Source organism: Entomomonas moraniae, assembly GCF_003991975.1.
Lineage (GTDB): Bacteria > Pseudomonadota > Gammaproteobacteria > Pseudomonadales > Pseudomonadaceae > Entomomonas > Entomomonas moraniae.
Map to the genome: position 1 here is coordinate 680,096 of NZ_CP029822.1, position 18,673 is coordinate 698,768.

General features: G+C 39.3%; 17 protein-coding genes, 1 pseudogene and 1 riboswitch. Of the genes and pseudogenes, 17 read left to right on the plus strand and 1 reads right to left on the minus strand.

The features are described 5' to 3' along the window. The first annotated feature begins 5 nt into the window (after positions 1-5). The 13 genes and pseudogenes from DM558_RS03255 to DM558_RS16100 form a co-directional block, all read left to right on the plus strand. On the plus strand, positions 6-638 hold the full coding sequence (locus DM558_RS03255) for a cobalt-precorrin-8 methylmutase (RefSeq protein WP_109703009.1): 633 nt from the start codon (positions 6-8) through the stop codon (positions 636-638). A gap of 8 nt (positions 639-646) precedes the next feature. Continuing rightward, positions 647-1,768: a cobalt-precorrin-5B (C(1))-methyltransferase CbiD gene (cbiD, locus tag DM558_RS03260; RefSeq protein ID WP_127162031.1), complete on the plus strand. Its 1,122-nt coding sequence runs from the start codon at positions 647-649 to the stop codon at positions 1,766-1,768. Continuing rightward, on the plus strand, positions 1,765-2,370 hold the full coding sequence (locus DM558_RS03265; RefSeq protein WP_109703007.1) for a cobalt-precorrin-7 (C(5))-methyltransferase: 606 nt from the start codon (positions 1,765-1,767) through the stop codon (positions 2,368-2,370). Before cbiD ends, DM558_RS03265 begins: the two co-directional genes overlap by 4 nt. After that, entirely contained in the window at positions 2,360-2,926 is a 567-nt protein-coding gene (locus DM558_RS03270) for a decarboxylating cobalt-precorrin-6B (C(15))-methyltransferase (RefSeq protein WP_127162032.1), read from the plus strand. Before DM558_RS03265 ends, DM558_RS03270 begins: the two co-directional genes overlap by 11 nt. Then, positions 2,926-3,705, plus strand: a complete 780-nt coding sequence (locus DM558_RS03275; RefSeq protein WP_127162033.1) for a cobalt-precorrin-4 methyltransferase — start codon at positions 2,926-2,928, stop codon at positions 3,703-3,705. The genes DM558_RS03270 and DM558_RS03275 overlap by 1 nt, the downstream gene beginning before the upstream one ends. Further along, positions 3,686-4,738 carry a cobalt-precorrin 5A hydrolase gene (gene cbiG / locus DM558_RS03280; RefSeq protein WP_127162034.1) on the plus strand — a complete coding sequence of 351 codons (1,053 nt, stop codon included), beginning with the start codon at positions 3,686-3,688 and terminating at the stop codon, positions 4,736-4,738. The genes DM558_RS03275 and cbiG overlap by 20 nt, the downstream gene beginning before the upstream one ends. Next, positions 4,726-5,451 carry a precorrin-3B C(17)-methyltransferase gene (cobJ, locus tag DM558_RS03285; protein ID WP_127162035.1) on the plus strand — a complete coding sequence of 242 codons (726 nt, stop codon included), beginning with the start codon at positions 4,726-4,728 and terminating at the stop codon, positions 5,449-5,451. The genes cbiG and cobJ overlap by 13 nt, the downstream gene beginning before the upstream one ends. Next, a complete protein-coding gene (cobK, locus tag DM558_RS03290; protein ID WP_127162036.1) occupies positions 5,448-6,221 on the plus strand; it encodes a precorrin-6A reductase in 774 nt (257 codons plus the stop codon). Before cobJ ends, cobK begins: the two co-directional genes overlap by 4 nt. A 4-nt stretch (positions 6,222-6,225) precedes the next feature. Next, entirely contained in the window at positions 6,226-6,990 is a 765-nt protein-coding gene (cobA, locus tag DM558_RS03295) for a uroporphyrinogen-III C-methyltransferase (RefSeq protein WP_127162037.1), read from the plus strand. A gap of 9 nt (positions 6,991-6,999) precedes the next feature. After that, positions 7,000-7,779, plus strand: a complete 780-nt coding sequence (gene cbiK / locus DM558_RS03300; RefSeq protein ID WP_109703000.1) for a sirohydrochlorin cobaltochelatase — start codon at positions 7,000-7,002, stop codon at positions 7,777-7,779. A 1-nt stretch (position 7,780) separates the two neighbouring features. Then, positions 7,781-8,482, plus strand: coding sequence for a cobalt-factor II C(20)-methyltransferase (locus DM558_RS03305; RefSeq protein ID WP_127162038.1), 702 nt, complete (start codon positions 7,781-7,783; stop codon positions 8,480-8,482). Positions 8,483-8,691: 209 nt separating this feature from the next. After that, positions 8,692-8,877 carry a helix-turn-helix domain-containing protein gene (locus DM558_RS16095; protein ID WP_456073080.1) on the plus strand — a complete coding sequence of 62 codons (186 nt, stop codon included), beginning with the start codon at positions 8,692-8,694 and terminating at the stop codon, positions 8,875-8,877. 54 nt (positions 8,878-8,931) lie between these two features. Further along, positions 8,932-9,291 (plus strand): annotated as a pseudogene (locus DM558_RS16100) (integrase core domain-containing protein); the annotation flags it as partial. Positions 9,292-9,508: 217 nt separating this feature from the next. Here the strand turns inward: DM558_RS16100 and DM558_RS03315 are convergent. Next, positions 9,509-12,811: an autotransporter outer membrane beta-barrel domain-containing protein gene (locus tag DM558_RS03315; protein WP_127162039.1), complete on the minus strand. Its 3,303-nt coding sequence runs from the start codon at positions 12,809-12,811 to the stop codon at positions 9,509-9,511. A gap of 722 nt (positions 12,812-13,533) precedes the next feature. Next, a riboswitch (cobalamin riboswitch) is annotated at positions 13,534-13,726 on the plus strand. Between the two features lie 159 nt (positions 13,727-13,885). Between DM558_RS03315 and DM558_RS03320 the strand changes: the two genes are divergently transcribed. The 4 genes from DM558_RS03320 to DM558_RS03335 are packed head-to-tail and all read left to right on the plus strand — an operon-like array spanning position 13,886 to position 18,663. After that, positions 13,886-16,033, plus strand: coding sequence for a TonB-dependent receptor plug domain-containing protein (locus DM558_RS03320; RefSeq protein WP_127162040.1), 2,148 nt, complete (start codon positions 13,886-13,888; stop codon positions 16,031-16,033). After that, positions 16,008-16,943 (plus strand): ABC transporter substrate-binding protein, encoded by a 936-nt coding sequence (locus DM558_RS03325; RefSeq protein ID WP_127162041.1) that lies wholly within the window; start codon positions 16,008-16,010, stop codon positions 16,941-16,943. The genes DM558_RS03320 and DM558_RS03325 overlap by 26 nt, the downstream gene beginning before the upstream one ends. Continuing rightward, entirely contained in the window at positions 16,940-17,920 is a 981-nt protein-coding gene (locus DM558_RS03330) for a FecCD family ABC transporter permease (RefSeq protein ID WP_127162042.1), read from the plus strand. The genes DM558_RS03325 and DM558_RS03330 overlap by 4 nt, the downstream gene beginning before the upstream one ends. Next, positions 17,917-18,663 (plus strand): ABC transporter ATP-binding protein, encoded by a 747-nt coding sequence (locus tag DM558_RS03335; protein WP_127162043.1) that lies wholly within the window; start codon positions 17,917-17,919, stop codon positions 18,661-18,663. Before DM558_RS03330 ends, DM558_RS03335 begins: the two co-directional genes overlap by 4 nt. The last annotated feature ends 10 nt before the right edge of the window (positions 18,664-18,673 follow it).

Consider the following 18,673-nt stretch of genomic DNA (forward strand, 5'->3'; position numbering starts at 1 on the left):
TTTGTATGACTTATATTACACAACCACAAAATATTGAAGATAAAAGTTTTGAAATTATTCAACAAATTATTGAGCAAACAAGACCTGACTATCAATTTAAAGACGAATTACAAGCAAAAATAATTAAGCGTTGTGTTCACACCAGTGCAGATTTTGATTGGCTCGATATTCTTAAGTTTTCTAGTACAGCCAATCAAACATTATTAGAGGCTTTACAGCGTGGCGCGACGATTTATACAGACACCAATATGGTGTTGTCAGGAATGAATAAAACCCGTTTAGATAAATTAGGTTGCCAATATCGCTGTTATGTCGCAGACCCCATTACCCGTGAAATAGCTCATCAAAAAGGGATCACGCGCTCAATGGCTGCTGTTGAGCAAGCAGCTAATGAGGAGGGTGAGAAAATCTTTGTATTCGGTAATGCACCTACTGCCTTATTTCGGCTATTAGAACTCTATCAAGAGGGGCGTTTAAAGCCCTCAGCGGTTGTGGGTGTCCCTGTAGGTTTTGTGGGGGCAGAAGAGTCGAAGGATGCATTAATGCAAACGGATTTACCCTATATTGCTGCTCAAGGTCGCAAAGGAGGTTCTAATATTGCGGCCGCTATCATGAATGCTTTGTTATACAGCTTGTGAGATAGTTAATGGAACACGTTGTCTGGATTGATAATAAACCTTTTCGTAAAGGCTATACCACAGGCTCTTGTGCAACAGCTGCTGCTAAAGTGGCTGCGTTAATGGTTTTGCAACAAACGGTGATCTCACAGGTATCGATTACGACACCATCAGGTGTTGTACTGGATTTAGATGTGTTAGAACCTTACATTGAAGAAAATACGGCCACCGCGGCTATTCAAAAAGATGGCGGCGATGATATCGATGTGACACACGGCATGCTTATTTTTGCTAGCGTGACTTTAAACAAGTCAGGCGCTATTACTATTGATGGTGGTGAGGGCATTGGTCGCGTGACACGCAAAGGCGTAAGGCATGAGATCGGTGCAGCAGCCATTAATGATACCCCACGGCGTACGATTGAAGAGGCTGTTCGTGAAGTGATTGGTGAGCAACGTGGTGCCCATGTGGTTATCTTCGCTCCTGAGGGAGAAGAGCGCGCTCAGCAAACCTTTAATCCTCGTTTAGGCATTATGGGAGGGATTTCTATTATTGGAACAACGGGGATTGTTACCCCAATGTCTGAGGAAGGATGGAAAAAATCTATTAGTTTAGAAATCGAAATGAAGCGTGAGCAAGGCTTAGACAAAATAATCTTTGTTCCAGGTAATCAAGGCGAAAAGTTTGCAGAAGCATTAGGTTTTAATAGCCAATACGTTGTCGTAATGAGTAATTTTGTTCGCCATGTTTTGAAGGATGCAGAGCGCTTAGGCTTTAAGCGTGTTTTAATTTTAGGGCATTTAGGCAAACTTATTAAAGTGGCGGCAGGTATCTTTCATACCCATAATCATGTAGCGGATGGGCGTATTGAAACATTAATCGCCCTATTAGCTTTAATGGGTGTGCCACAAGATTTTTTATTGCAGATTGATCAATGTAAAACGACCGAAGCGGCCATGGAGCTTATTGAGCAAGAAAATTATCAAGCTGTTTATCAGCAAATAGCTTTACGTATTAAAGAGCGAGTAGAGCAACTGTCTAGGTTTACTAAAAATCCGATGCAGGCTGATGCCGTACTGTGTTCTATGGATGGCAAACTGTTAGGTTGTAGTGCTCCTTTAACCACGTTAATAGAGGAGTTTCAACTGTGATTAGCGTTGTTGGCTTAGGCCCCGGTTCAACCGATTATTTAACTCCGTTAGCCAAGCGTTTGCTAGATGAGTGTGATTATGTTGTAGGGTCAACTCGTCAATTAGAAGCCATTGCGCCCCATAATGCAAAAGAGCATTTGTTAGATAAAAAATTAGCAGATTTAATTGTTTGGTTAAAACAAAATCAAGCGCTATCTGTTGTGGTGTTAGCCTCAGGCGATCCAATGCTCTATGGGCTAGGTAAATATATTCGTCAACAGATGCCACAGGATAATGTACAGATAGTATCAGGCATTAGTTCTATTCAGTATCTATTTAGTCGAATCGGCCTTGATATGAACGATGTTTACCTCACCAGTAGCCATGGTAAAACTCCGGACTTTGATTTTATGCTACAGCACCCAAAGGTGGCGTTAGTAACCGATGAAAAATTAGGCCCCTATCAAATAGCACAAGAAATTATTAAACGTGGCTTTCAGCGAAAACTGGTGATCGGCGAAAACCTTTCTTATCCCAATGAATGTATAACACAAAGCCAAGCAAGCGAAGTGGTAGACAAAACTTATCAAATGAATGTGGTGGTGATTATTGATGAAAGATAATTTATTTATTCGTGGTGATGTACCCATGACCAAAGAAGAAGTCCGTGTATTAACCATTGATTGGCTAAACCTCTCCCAAGCAAAGACTTTAGTAGATGTGGGTGCAGGCACTGGTAGTATTTGTATTGAAGCCAGCTTGCGTTACCCCCAGTTACAAACGATTGCCATTGAAAAAAATCCAGAGGCGATTGATTTAATTAAGCAAAACTGTGAAAAGTTTCATGTTAATAATTTATACCTTATTGAAGGAGCTGCTCCAGAAGTATTGCCAGAGCAAGCCGTCGATGCCATTTTTATTGGTGGTAGTGGTGGTGAGTTGGATGAAATTATCCGTTGGGCATTTCGCTCTTTAAATGCGAATGGACGCTTAGTGCTTAATTTTATATTGCTTAATAACCTGATGGAAGCATTGGATATTTTATCTAAGATAGGTTTTGAAGCTATTGAGGTGACACAGTTACAGGTATCACGTTTAACTAAGTTAGGTAAAGGGAATTATTTTAAACCCAATAATCCTACCTATATTATTTCTTGTTCAAAAGGGGCTGAAAGCTGATGACGACAACCATTGATAACAGTAAGGTTTATTTTATAGGTGCAGGCCCTGGTGACTGCGAACTGATTACGTTAAAAGGCTATCGTATTCTAGCGCAAGCGGATGTCGTGATTTATGCTGGCTCACTAATTAATCACGACTTACTGCATTATTGTAAGTCAGGGGCTGCTTGTCATGACAGTGCATCTCTATCACTGCAAGAAATTATTGATTTGATGAAAGAGGGGATAGATCAAGGCAAGTTGGTGGTTAGACTACAAACAGGTGATCTTTCTCTTTATGGTTCCATTCGTGAGCAAGCTGAAGAATTGGCTAAACTTGCCATTGGTTTTATTTCTGTTCCTGGGGTGAGTTCTTTCTTAGGGGCTGCCTCTCAATTAGGCGTAGAGTACACAGTGCCTGAAGTTTCACAAAGCCTCATTATTACCCGTATGGCAGGGCGCACACCAACCCCAGAATTAGAGTCATTGGAGTTGTTTGCACAGCACCAAACGTCAATGGCTATTTTCTTGTCGATTCATGACATGGCGAAAGTGGTTGAAAAACTCCATAATCAGGGCAATGGTTATCCTATGGATACTCCCGTGGCAGTTATTTACAAAGCAACATGGCCAGATGAGTGTAAAGTCACAGGCACATTAAATGATATTGCCAGTAAGGTAAAAGAGGCTGGTATTAATAAAACCGCTTTGATTTTAGTAGGTCGTTTCCTAGGAGAGGAATATTACTACTCCAAGCTTTATGATGCAGAGTTTAGTCATGAATTCAGAAAAGCCTAAACTCGCTGTATTGACCATAACGCTCGGCGGAAAAACGCAAGCGATGCGTTTGTCACAGTTGCTGCCTTGTGACTGTTTTACCAGTGATAAGCTTGTAAGCACAGGGTTTACAGGTTTTAACGGCAGTATGGCGGATTGTGTGCATCGTCTTTTTACAACTTATCAGGCGTTATTGTTTATTTGTGCCACCGGTATTACGGTACGAATGATAGCGCCCTTAGTAACTGATAAGTTGGCAGACCCTGCCGTATTGGTGATGGATGAGCACGCAACGCACGTGATTAGTTTGTTATCTGGGCATGTGGGAGGGGCTAATCAGTTGGCTGTAAAATTAGCTAAATTATTAGGTGCAACTCCTGTTATTACAACGGCTACCGATGTTAATCAGTTAGCTTCACTTGATACCTTGATTCAATCGATAGGTGCAGACGTTAGCTTGTATCGACAACAGGTGAAAGATATTAATCAGTTATTGGTTAGTGGCCAAGCTGTTGGTTTATACCTTGATGGTGTAGAAGTAGAAGATACCCGAGGCTTTACGCCAGTAACTGACTTGCAATTGATACCAGAGGGCTTAGCTGCATTGGTTGTGGTATCTAACCATACGGGATTATCGTTTGTTGCAAATTGCCTTGTGGTAAAAGTCATTCCTAAAAATATCGTTGTAGGGATAGGGTGTCGGCGTGGAACTGATGTAGCACTTATTTATCAACACCTTTGTCAACATCTAGCCAAGTATCAAATTGATTTACGAGCCATTAAACAAATCGGCAGTGTCATAATTAAACAGGATGAAGTTGGGTTAATTGCTCTGGCAGAGCAGTTAGCTGTCCCCTTTCAAATCTTTTCCATTGAGGCATTACAAGCGCACGAACACCTATTTCCTATTTCTGAATTTGTACGTAGAACCATTGGAATAGGCAGTGTTTCTCAGCCTTGTGCTTGGATAATGAGTAATGGGAATTTATTAGGCGAAACGTTAAAACAAGATGGTATTACCATCACATTAGGAGTAAGCAAATGTTATATCTAGTTGGTTTAGGCCCAGGTGATGAAGGCACCATGACACAAGACGCTATCGCAGCAATTCAAGATGCAGAAGTCATTGTAGGCTACAAAACGTACACCAATCTTATTAAGCACTTGATTGAAGGTAAAGAGCTGATTAGAACGGGAATGTGCAAAGAATTAGAGCGTTGTGAAGCAGCCATTGAAGCAGCTAAATCAGGTAAAAAAGTAGCCTTGGTGAGTAGTGGAGATGTTGGCGTTTATGGTATGGCTGGTCCTGTTTTTGAAATCATTGCACGAGATCATTTAGATTTAGAGGTTAAAGTAGTAGCCGGTGTAACTTCAAGTGTGGCCAGTGCGGCGATGATCGGTTGCCCATTAATGCATGATTTTTGCCATATTAGTTTGAGCGATTTATTAACCCCTTGGGATTTAATCGAAAAACGGGTACGCATGGCGGCTGATGCCGATTTTGTCATTTGCTTTTATAACCCACGCTCTAAGGGCCGCCCAGACCACTTACAAAAAGCCTTTGAGCTGATGTCTCCTTTCAAACGCCCAGAAACACCTGTGGGGATTGTTAAAGCAGCAGGTCGTGCAAAAGAAGATATGTGGCTAACAACCCTTGCAGAGATTGATTATAGTGTTGTGGGGATGACCTCGATGGTGATTGTTGGTAATAAATCGACTTACCGTTACAAAGATTACATCATTACACCAAGAGGGTATATGGTGTGATAGGTAAAATCCATGTATTTGGTGGTACTTCCGATGCAGTATTGCTATGCCAACGATTAGAGCAGTTAGGTTTAACTTATGGGCTTTCTGTCGCCACCGAAGCAGGTAATGAAACCGCCATGCACTTACAAGGTAAAGTGCATGTAGGACGATTAGATATCGAGCAAATGATGGCGTTATTTCATCGTGAAAGCGTTGATTTAGTCATCGATGCTACACATCCGTTTGCTGCTGAAGTATCAAAAAATATCATACAAGCGACTCAGCAAACAGCGACTAAGTTGATCCGCTACGAGCGTCAAACCCAAATAGATTTATTAGAGCATCCCTTGCTGATCAAGGTGGCTAGTATTGAAGAGGCTTGCCAAGTGGCTAGTCGTTTAGGTGAAAAAGTATTTTTAACGACGGGAAGTAAAGAGTTAGCAAAATACAAACAACTACTCCCAAATAAAATACTTATCGCAAGGGTATTGCCAACTGTCGGTGTTATTCAGTCGTGTGTCGATTTAGGTTTAGGGTTGGGCGAGATTGTAGCTATGAAAGGCCCCTTTAGTCATGACATGAATAAAGCCATGTATCAGTTTTACCAAAGTGATGTGGTTATCACCAAAGAGTCAGGGGCGGAGGGGGGCTACAGCGAGAAGGTTTTGCCTTGCTTAGAATTAGGAATTACCTGCATCGTTATCAGTCGACCTAAGCAAACGTATGAAACCGTGGTATCAAGTATTGAAGCATTAGCCGAGCAATTACAAGTATTAATAAGAGGGTGAGAACATGAAAGGTAAAGTATGGTTAGTTGGGGCTGGTCCTGGAGATATTTCTTTAATTACCGTTAAAGGCATGGAATGTATAAAACATGCGGATGTTTTAGTCTATGATCGCTTGGTTAATCCTGAGTTGTTAACTTTTGCCCCTAAGCACTGTGAGCTTATTGATGTGGGTAAAAAGAGTGATCATCATCCTATTCCCCAAGATCAAATTAACCAAATTTTAGCGGATCATGCTAAAGCAGGTAAAAAAGTAGTCCGCTTAAAAAGTGGTGATCCTTATGTGTTTGGTCGTGGTGGTGAAGAAGCTCAGTTATTGGTTGAGCAACAAGTACCTTTTGAAGTAGTACCAGGGGTTACCTCAGCTATTGGTGGTTTAACGTGTGCAGGGATTCCTGTGACGCACCGTGATCATGCATCTTCTTTTCATGTGGTAACAGGTCATTTGCGTGCTGATAAAGAAACAGACCCTATTAACTGGAAAGCATTAGCAGAGTTAGACGGTACGATTGTTATTTTAATGGGCGTTGCTAACCTTGCAAACATTACCCAAGAGCTTATGCAGTACGGTAAGCCAGCCGATACCCCAGTTGGGATTGTGATGTGGGCAAGTCGAGACAAGCAACGCGTCGTAACGGCAACGCTTGAGACCATTGTTGATGTAGCAAAGGCTGAGGACGTTAAACCTCCTGCACTTATCGTAATCGGTGGTGTCGTAAGTCTACAACAAATGCTCGATTTTTCAGCCTTTATCAGTGACCCAGCACAGTAAGGAATGACCATGAAAAAAGCATTATTAGTGGTGAGTTTTGGTACTAGTTATCCCGAAACTCGTATTAAAAATATTGAATCGTGTGAAAAAGCAATGCAAGCGGTGTGCCCTGATCGCGATTTTTTTAGAGCATGGACATCTCATATCATCCGTAAAAAAGTAGCCAACCGCGATCAAATGTTTATCGACTGCCCTCAAAAAGCATTGGAAAGGCTCATCGAAGAAGGTTATCGAGATGTAGTGATTCAATCGTTGCATATATTGAATGGCGATGAATTTGAAAAAATCACCACCGAAGTCATGGTTTATAAAGATCAATTTGATCGGATGACTATTGGCAAGCCGCTGCTCAGTAGCATTGAAGATTACCAAGCGGTGATTGATGCGCTAATTGATAACAGCCCTAAGTTACCAGCAGATGAACGTATTGTCTTTATGGGGCACGGCGCTAGCCATCATGCATTTGCTGCCTACGCCTGTATCGATCACTTGTTTATGACTAAAAATTTGCCTTTTATCATGGGGGCAGTAGAAAGTTACCCTGAAATTGACACTGTGCTAGTGCGCTTACAACAAGAGAATGTTCGTAAAGTTCATTTAATCCCTTTTATGATTGTGGCGGGTGATCATGCTACTAACGACATGGCCTCTGATGAGGAAGATTCATGGAAAAGCCAAATAGAAGCCATTGGCATAGAGACACAATGTTATTTACAAGGTTTAGGTGAAAATGAGCAGATCAGGGCGCTGTTTGCACAGCACTTGTTAAACGCGATAGGAGAGCACTAAAATGACAGGTAAACTTTATGCCATAGGTACAGGCCCCGGCGCAGCAGATTTAATTACTGTAAGAGCAGCTAATTTACTGGCAACTATGGATATTGTCTATGCTCCTGCTGCTCGTAAAGGAGGGGATAGTTTAGCGCTGTCTATCGTACGCCCCTATATTGGACAACAAACGCTTATTAAAGAGCGCCACTTTCCGATGACCCATAACGCGGCTGAAAAAGAACAAGCATGGCAAGCGGTGGTTGAAGAAATAAAAACGGATTTAGCGGATAATAAAAAAATAGCTTTTATCTCATTGGGTGATGTGATGCTCTACAGCACATGGGTAAGTGTTTTAGAACGTTTACCTGATGGCTTGGATATAGAAGTCGTGCCGGGTATTACGTCTTTTGCCTTAATTGCCGCTAAAACCCAACGTCCTTTAGCGATGGAAACTCAATCACTGGTAGTGATGTCTTGCACTGTAGGAAAAGAGGCGCTCGCCCAAGCGCTTAAGCAGCACTCGAGTTTGGTTTTAATGAAAGCCGCTTCTTGCCTTGCCGATGTGAAAGAGTTGATTGAGCAGCAAGGTTTGCTAGATTGTGCCGTCCTAGTCTCTGACGCATCTCTTGAGACTGAAAAACAATACCGTAACCTAAGAGATATTCCTGTGGATGAAAAACTGCCTTATTTTACAACTGTTTTGGTGAATAAAGAATGGTAAGATTTAAGTTTAGAGTAACCATTTAATGTATTTTAAATACAAAGTTCAATAAATGGATAGGATTGAGCTTTGTTCATAAATTAATGTGTAGTGGCTCAGAGGTATATCTATTCTGACAGGTAGTTTAGTTCCAATAGCGGACATCAGTTTAAATTATATTTATCATTTCGTCAGGGCTTGTTTGGAGTTGCTCAGAATACAAAAATGTTATGTTCATATTACATATTAACAATCCAATCAATAAACATAAAATATGTTTACTTAATTTAGCAGAAGAATTAAGCAATGCATCTAAAGCCTTTTATATAATGGGCGTATCAAGAGAAACATTCTATCGTTATCATGAGCTAGCTAATAATAGTGGAGTTGAAGAAATTGTTAATCAATCAAAGTGAGTACAAAATCTAAAAAATAGAGTGGATGAAGCGGAAGAGCAAGCCATTTTACTTGTGCGCAGGATACTCACTGATAGCGGAGCTGATTATTGTGGTAAGGAAGAGCATCATGATTATCAGCTTTATTTACCAGTCAATGATATTAATCATACTAGGGCCAACGTGATGTCACCACAAACCAATGGCATCTGTGAACGTTTCCATAAAACCATCTTACAAGAGTTTTATCAGATCACTTTTTGGAAAAAATTAGACACTAACTAAGAAAAGCTGAAGCAATATATGGATGAATGGCCGGACTATTACAATAATAATCGAACTCATTTAGGTAAAATATGTTGTGGAATAACTACTATACAAACATTACATGATGGAAAATTGATTTGGCAAGAGCTAAATCTAGCTAAAATCTAAATTGACAGATTTCTCTTTAAAAACAGTGGAGTGTCACATCAGACCTGAGCTCGAGCAAATGTTTTGGCTTGATGTTCCTTGATTCGTAAGATTCATGAACACTAACTCCCGTGCCCAGTTGCCCTTTAAAATTTATTTCCATTGTTACCTCATGATTTTTTATAATGAAGTTACTTTAGTTAGTCCAATTTATATAGGTAAAGCTGTTTCCTGACGCTTACCATTGGTATTTAAAACCTATATTGCCATTTATACCCTCTCGCGTTCCGCGATGATTACTCAATGAATGGCTATAACGAATATCGGTATAAATAGCAGCATTATTTGTAATCGGTAACTGAGCGCCGATACCCACTTCTCCCCAAGTATTCGCAAACTTTTCTCTTATATTACTATTACCGATTTTAGTGCTGTTTGTGCCGTTAATAAAATCATGATAAATATTCCCTGTTAAATAAACACTGCTCATTGATTGTGTTTGTGTATCTTTATTATACCCTAGTCTGAAGCCTATACGGCCTCGTAGACCATGGCGGTCATCTTGATCTACTTTTATATTATTTAGAGTTTTGAAATCAGAAAAGTGAAGGTATTGATAAACAATTTGCGCCTGTGGCTCTATTAACCAATGGCTAGTTATAATTTTAAAGGGACGACCTACTTCGGCAGATAAAGTTGTACCCAAAGCATTATTACTTGATTTGTCTGAGCGGATAGAATCAAACTTATTATGTGCATAGTTAAAATGGCCGACAAGATCTAAGTAGCTATTATTTTTATCATAATAGGTATAGTAACCGCCAAGGCTAACCCAATCTGTTTGACCACTCCCTGTTTTTTTATTACTTGCTTGGTATTGTCCAATGAGTTGATTAAAACTAACATACTGGTCATCGTGAAACTTTATATCATCTTTAGCATACGTTAGCATAACACCTGTATGAGTGCTTGAGCCCTCTTCAAGGTTATATTTTATGGCAAAATCATAACCTAATTGAGCTCCCCACATGTTTGAGCGATAATTAAAGCGATTCTCTCCATTATTACGAGTATAGCTCCCTAAAAAACGCCCCCAAACTTGCCCTTCTGTAGGATTTTTATTATCTAATGCAGTACCCTGTTGTTCGCTAATACGTTGATGCAATGTTCCAATTAACTGATAGCCTAAATTCATATTAGCATCGGGCATTACTGTGAAACCCGGTACCTCTGGCTTTATTGGTGTCGGACCCACTGGTTTATCAGGTACGGGTGACGCCTTGGGAATATACCATGCATAGGTGTTTGCATCCTTTTGTACTAAAAGTGCCTGGCCCGCACCAGCAGTATCTGCAAAACCATAGAAGCTATTACTTCCCATAGTATGGTCACCCACAGTAATAACGTCAGCTGAATACTTTCCTAACTCATCATCTTGTGTCACATCGCCAATAATACCATGATGTGTTTGTACTTGAGTATATCCTGTCGCTGTTCCAGCTATATTTAGCTTATCCGATGAAGAGCTGTCATTATTCCAAAGTGTATTGACGATCAAACGGCCATTAGTGTTTTGATTTTTATAGGTATCCCCTGTGTAATTACCTGTTATATTGAGTATGTTGTATTGAGTGCTGTTGCTGTTGGTTAGATCAATAACAGAATTATTTAAATTAGATAAATTCGTCACATTAGATGATGAGAGCATTTTCCAGTTAGCTCCCGTTAATTGCATATTAACAGTACTACCTTTTTGGAAATCAACATTACCCACTAGTTGGCTATTACTTTCTGCCACTAAGTTAACATTAGATACAATATTATTATTAGTAAAAGAGAGTGCTTCTGCATAAATTAATCGTCCATTATTGGCAGCTAATGATGAGCCATCAGTGAGTTTTACATTAGCATCCATTCCTTTAACATACAAACCATCTCCATTTTCGCTAGTAACAGAAGTATTGTTAAGTGTGATATCAGATACGTATTGATTATCAATTGTAGAGTTATATTGATTAATAGCTGCGATACCTGCTGCTTTATTACCTGTCACGTTGATTGTGCTATCAGAAACTGTTATATAGTTTTGCTGATCATAATAACCTGAACGTTTTGCTAATATTCCATGGCTATTATCACCTGATGTGGTTGCTGTAATATTTTGTGCCTTAATAGTAGAGTTATTTGTTGCCTCTAAAATTGAGGCATTACTTCCTGTTGTTTTAACTATAGAATCACTAATTCCTATCTGCCCTGTTTTATTAGTAGCAATGGCAGAAGAACTACTACCCGTTGTGGTAATAGTTAATTGCTTAGCCGTAATAAAAGCTTCTGAGTAAAGTGCATTGGCATTACTTCCAGCTGTTGTAACACTCGTGTTATTCACAAGGATATTACCATTACTCTTAATACCAACTGATTTATCCATATCGGTTGAAACACGGGTATTATTTAATGAAATAGTAGCGGTATCATTTACAGCCCAAACACCATGCTGTTCAAGTCCTTTTGAGTGATATGAGCCACCTTCAACAATAATATTGGAAAAGGCTTTACCATTGATGAGTGCATAGTTTTTATCGTTCTCGTAATAATTTTGATTGCCGCTTGATTCAGCTGTAATGTTATTTAACTTAATAGTCGCTACTGCCTGCTCACTTGTGCCTTTAGCTAATGCAATAGCTCCTTGATCAAGTATGATAGTTCCATCTTGAATCTCAATACTTCCAGTATCTGTTGCTCTAACCGCTGAGTTGACATTACCCGTCACGGCTAAGTCGTTTAAAGTAATTTTACCACCAGCTTCTGCTTGAATACCAGAAACACCATTCTTCACATATAATTGTGTATTGTCTAACGTAACACTCGATTGAGTATTTGCAACATTGCTTGATGCATAAATACCTGCTTGGGAATAAACACCACCGTCCATATTGATGATATTGTTTGCACCCGTTAAATTAGCATTATTAGTAACAATAATTCCATAATTTCCGATACTATCAATTTGTGATCCATTAACGGTTACGGTTGCACCATTTTTTCCTTCAACCGTCGTATAGCCACCTATTAAATGGCTATCTTTTATATTTGTAACAGAGCTGCTCCCATTGGTAACTATGCCACTGGCTTTTATTGTATCAGTTGTTAAACTAATATTAGATACATTGAGGTTCCCATTCGTATTTGAAACCATATAAGAAGAAAATGTCGAATTATTGCTTCCTTGTATAGATGTTCCATCAAGGATTAAGCTACCATTCGTCAATGATATGGCATTACCTTGCCCTGTCACAGAAATAGAGACATCATCTCCTGCCGTTACAGTGGTATTATTTCCTGTGATTTTTACGGTTGCTTGGCTTTGCGATGAGTTACTGAGCTCATACGCACCTGTTAACTGTTGAGAACCACTAGATATCGTTGCTGTTCTATTGGCTCCAATAGCAGAAAAAGCAACTGTATTAGATATAAATATTAAAGAAAAAGATTTTAAATACCTTTTAAACTTTAATGAACTATGGAAACGTTGTTTTTTCATTAAAATAACACCTTATACTGCTTGGCCTTTGCTTACAGCGATCTCGTTAAAAATTGATTGCTTTAATATTGATAGTGATATGAAACATAAAAGCTACTGCAGTGACTTATAGAACAAGCTAAATGTTAAGTTTAAGTTAGCTTTAAATAAAAGTTTCATATCTATCTTTGGAAATAATACAAACAAAAAATCAATTCATTATGATTAAATATGAGTATAGTTTTATAGGTGATAGGTGGCAATTAATAATTATAAATTTTAGATATAAATCACTTTATCTTAATTTGTTATTAATTAAACCAAGTGGTGATGACGTGTGTTAAAAAGTTATAGTTTGAGATAATTACAGATGTAAAATGATTAAGCTGAGCACGGGGTGATTTTTGTATGATAGGAGATGAGACTGCAAATGCCAATAGCGGAAATAATGTTAGCTTGAGTTTGCAATCCTAATTAGATAGTTTTTTGGTATATGCTCATCAAGGAGGTCTATGTCCACTGAACTGTCCTAGTTTAAGACTAATCATTTCAAATAGATGCAATTATAAAACATAGCACAAAATAACATTATGTTCTTAACAGGTTTTTAGCATCCTTGATTCTTGTGTTGGCTTTCTTTAATATTGTGTGCAGAAAATGAGTTAGTTAGCGTAGCCCAAAAGTTTACGTCCTAATATGATACTTTGACTTCGCTCAGTATCATAGACCTAAATGACTGATAGTATTTTCTTACGAATCTGTATTTAATACATTGAAGTGATTGATAAAAATGACTTCGGAAGTGAGGTGAAAATCCTCCGCAGCCCCCGCTGCTGTAATGCTGACGAACCTGTATATACCACTGGAGATTATTCTGGGAAGGAGCAGGTGAGGATGAGGCTAAGCCAGAAGACCTGTGTGAATACATTGATTTTTCTTCGGCGGGAAGGAAAACAGTAGTCTTTGTATAACCATTGTTATGATGGTTACATTCTATTTGTTACCTTAAAAAATCCTGCTTGTTTTGCAAGCGGGATTTTTTATTTTTACAAATACCGTCTGCTTGTGGTTTGGTAAATTACTAAGGATCATATTATGTTTACTAATAAGGCAGCTGTTATTAATGCAATGGTGTTAGTTTGTTCAAGTCCATTATGGGCGGAAGAGGTTAAACGCAGTGATGAGGATTCTCTATTGCTCGATCCTTTTGTTGTTAGTGCCTCAGCGCGTAATGAAGAGTTAAAAAAAGCGACAGCAATGGTGCAGGTAATCGACCAAGCACAAATAGCAAGATCCAGCGCATCGGATGTAACCAGTCTATTGGCTGAAAATGCGGTAGGATTTTTTAGTGAGTGGACGCCAGGGCAAACCTCTATCAATATTCGTGGTGCAGCAACAGACGGACAAGGTAAAGATTTTAAAAGCCAAGTGTTGGTCTTAATTAATGGTCGTCGAGCGGGAACAGCTAATCTCTCAAAAATATCTCCCAGCAATATTTATCGAATTGAAATTGTTAGGGGTCCTGCCTCGGTCATTTATGGCAGTCAAGCCATTGGTGGCGTGATAAATATTATCATGAAAAACGGCCATAATACCGAAGGAGGAAAGGTTACGCTTAAAGGTGGTTCTTTTGGTATGGCCTCTGGGAGTGGTGAATATGGTTGGCAAAGCAAAGATGGACAATTTACAGGTTTTTTTGGTTTTAATACAGCCACTCAAAATGATTATAAGGCGGGTAAGGGGGGAGGGACGCAGCACAATACCAGTTGGAAACGTCATGGTTTTGATGGTGCTTTAAGTTGGCAAGTGGATGAGGCTAATTTAATCGATTTTTCGATACTTAAAGATGGCGTTTATGATGTAGGTTTTCGTGGTTCATCAGCCAACTATTCAGCCAAAGAAGATCGTTATAATACTTCTGCTGATCTTATTTGGCATCATGGTACAGAGGATGATCGGCTGCGGTGGAAATTACATAATTATTGGCTTGAAGATATTGATGATTTCAAGTGGGCCTCTCCTCAAACTGCTAAAACTAGTCTAGATCACAATAAGCGTAAGCTAACGGCTGCTGGATTAAAGTTTCAACCAGAAGTTGATTTAACGAGTAGTAATACCTTGCTATTAGGGGTTGATTTTGAAAAAAATAAATTACGCTCAACCCGTCATCGTTTTGGATTAAATGGTGCACCCATGACGCAAGTAACGCCTTTTGATAATAATCAAAGGGAAAAAATGTATGGTTTATATTTTGAAGATGCACAGCGTTTTTTAGATGATCGATTAGTATTTAAAGCGGGTGCTCGTTACACGGATGGTAAAACCTATTATGACAGAACACCCTATTTGAAAAATCAGTTAACGGGTAGCACACATTATTATAAGACCACATGGAGTACTGGGTTAAATTTTGAAGCGACAGATTGGTTAAATTTAAAAGCCAGTATGGGTACAGGCTTTCGAGCGCCAACTGCGTCAGAGCTAGGGGCAGACTATACAACCTTAGCGGGCTCACAAATCTATGGCACACCTGGTCTTAAACCTGAAACTAACAAGCAGTATGAGTTTGGTGCTGTATTTTCTGGTAATAATTGGCTAGTTGATGTTGCTTATTTTGAAAATCGTATTAAAGATCGGATTATTACAAAGCCACGTAGCAACAATAGTAATATTTCTGATTATGTGAATAATTCTGATGAGGTTATTGTCAGAGGTTTAGAATTAAATAGCCGCTTTAAGATGCATGAGTTATTGGGCTGGCAAAATAATTGGCAATGGGATGTTGAAGCTAACGGTGCTTGGAACTTTCATATGAAGGATAAAGGCGCTAAAGATCGTAATACTGACAAAGTCCAACGTATGTATCAATATCAGGCAGCGCTGACACATCGACTTGGGCAAAAGGAAACAACCTATCCTTGGTATGTTCAAGTAACGGGTATTTTACGAGGGCCTGTTTGGTATGACACAGAAGAAAAGTTGGTGGCTGGAGCAGAACCTTATAGTAACTACATTCATCGTAAATCACCCTTTATGGTATGGAATCTTAAGGGTGAAGTAGAAGTATATAAAAACTTATCGGTGTTTACAGAAGTTAATAATGTGTTTAACAAAAATCAGCATCCACTCTTTATTGCTATTGATAAAAAGCCTTATATTTTAAATCCATCTGCATCCAATGGTGGGTTGGGAACCTCAATGATGGGTAGAGCAATCTATGTGGGTAGTACTTACCGCTTTTAAACAATGTCGTTGGTTATTGGTTAGCCTGGGGTATTTAATTGCCTCAGCTAGCTTTGCGAATGATTTTCCTGTAAAAGTTGTGGATGCTTTAGGTCGAAGTGTAATTGTAAAAGAGCGTCCACAACGTATTGTTACCGTATTTTCTTCTAATACTGAAATTGTAGCAGCATTGGGTTTAAGCCGGTTGATTGTTGGGATTGATGGTTATACCTATTATCCTGAGAGTATTAAAAAAGTCCCGAAGATTGGTGGACGATTGGGGTTTTCATTAGATAGTATTGTAGCCCAGAACCCTGATTTAGTGATTATGACGCCAGCCAGGCAAGCTACTCATCAGTTGGTTTTACCATTAGATCGATTGGGTATCGCGAGCGTTGTGGTTAATGGCGGTTCTATTGAGACGATTTTGCAAAATATTTTATTAATTTCACATGTTACAGGCGTTCCTGAAGTAGGTAAATCGCTCGTTGCCTCCATGCGAAAAAGATTAGCGGCTATTCCTACGCTTTCTTCTTGCCCTAAAGTGGTTTTAATAACAGGTCGCATTGGTGGTTTGTTATTGATTGCACGTCGTAGTTATTCTACCGTAAATGCCTATACAGCAGATATTGTTACTAAGGCAGGTGGCTGTTTAGTTTTTGATGACGGTGAGTCTATGCTACCACAACTGAATCAAGTATCCCCTGAAGTCATTCTAGCGGCTAATCCTGATATTATTTTATTTGCTGGCAGTGATAGTGAATTATTAGAATTAAGCCGTAGTATTGCAGGTTGGGAGGGTATGAAAGCGGCACAAACAGGTTTTGTTCGTGCAGTAAGTCGGTCACAACTATTGATTTCAGGGCCTAGGGTAATTGACGGGGTTGAAGCGCTTTCTACTATTTTCCAAGCGTGGGATAGGCAGCAATGAAATTATATTTAAAACTATTGATTTGTTTGTTTATAGTGATTGGATTAGGCACTTGTGCGGGGCATACATGGGCTACTCCTCTTGAGATAATAAAAGCAGTAATGGGAGATGGTTCATTAGCCTCAAGACTTTTAATCGAATGGCGTTTGCCCAGGGTATTAACAGCTGCACTTGTGGGCGGTTTATTGGGACTAAGTGGTACTATTTTTCAGGGCGTTTTTCGTAATCCATTAACAGACCCTTGGTTGTTAGGCGCATCTGGAGGGGCTGCAGTCGGAGCAACGGTAGCCCTGTTAGTACCGCTAGCTATTCCAATCGTTTTTAGCTTACCGTTATTTTCTTTTTTAGGTGCTTTTATCACCATTTTTTTAGTTTTAACGATTGCCCGATTAACAGGTTCTTTGGATGTATCTACTCTGCTGTTAACAGGGGTTGCTATTAGTGCTATGTTAAGTGCGATACGGTCTTTTTTAATGATGTCACTATCCAATGAAACCATCAGTTTACAAGTGGTGTTAAGCTGGTTAATGGGCGGAATTCAACCCTTGCAATGGGGTGGAATACTGATTACGTTGCTAATCTTTCTAGCTGGGTTATTTCTTGCTTTGTGGTTGGCTCATGGTTTGGACTTGCTAGGTTTAGGTGAGCACATGGCAACCGCTATGGGGTTATCGGTTAGTCGTTTTATTTTTGTATCCTTACTAATAGGGTCTGCTATAACGGCCTGTGCTGTTGCGTTAGGCGGTATTATTGGCTTTGTTGGTTTGGCATCTCCTCATATTGCACGCTGGTTAAGTGGTAGTCAGCATAAGAAACTATTACCCCAAGCGGCAATTGTTGGTGCTATTTTAGTGACTGCTGCAGACGCATTAGCCAGAAGCTTATTGCCTCCAGGAGAAATTCCCCTTGGTGTGATTACAGCGATTGCAGGTACGCCCTTGTTTATCGTATTATTATCTAAACGGAGTAAAGGATGATTGATATTACTAATTTAATCATTACTCATGGGAATAAAACATGCCTTCAAATTGACGCTTTGCAAATACCACAAAAAGGTGCTATTGCTTTAATTGGTCCTAATGGTTCAGGTAAAACAACCCTGATAAAGTCCTTAACAGGCATTCAAAAAATTAATACTCAAGCAAAATTGTTGATTAATCAAAAAGCATTTGCTGACTACAATAATAAACAACGTGCCCAGTTATTGGGCTATATCCCACAACGTTTTAATCCTTGTTGGAATCAAACGGTTGAGGAGCTATTGGCGTTGGCATTAAGCCGTACCATTGCATCTTCTGAGGTCATGATAAAAGCATGTCAACAATTTGAGTTGATGGAATTACTTAAGAGACATTGGAATATCTTATCAGGAGGAGAGCAAGCTAGAGTATTAGCGGCGATGGCTTTTATGGGAGACCCTGCATTATTAATAGCAGATGAACCAGGAGCTGCTTTAGATGTTAAACACCGATTACAGTTAATAGAACATCTCGTGGCTTATGGTAAACAACAGTTGGCGATTATTTGTTTACACGAATTAGATTTGGTTTTTCGTTATTTTGAAAAAATCATTCTACTCGATCAAGGTAAGTTGATTTTTTATGGTAGTACTCATGACCTGATCAATAACCCGTTATTAGATCAAACCTTTGGGGTGTTTTTTAAGCGTATTAAACAGGATGAAGGGTACTTATTGTATCCTAAGCTTTCAAATCCTTAGTAGGAAGTAG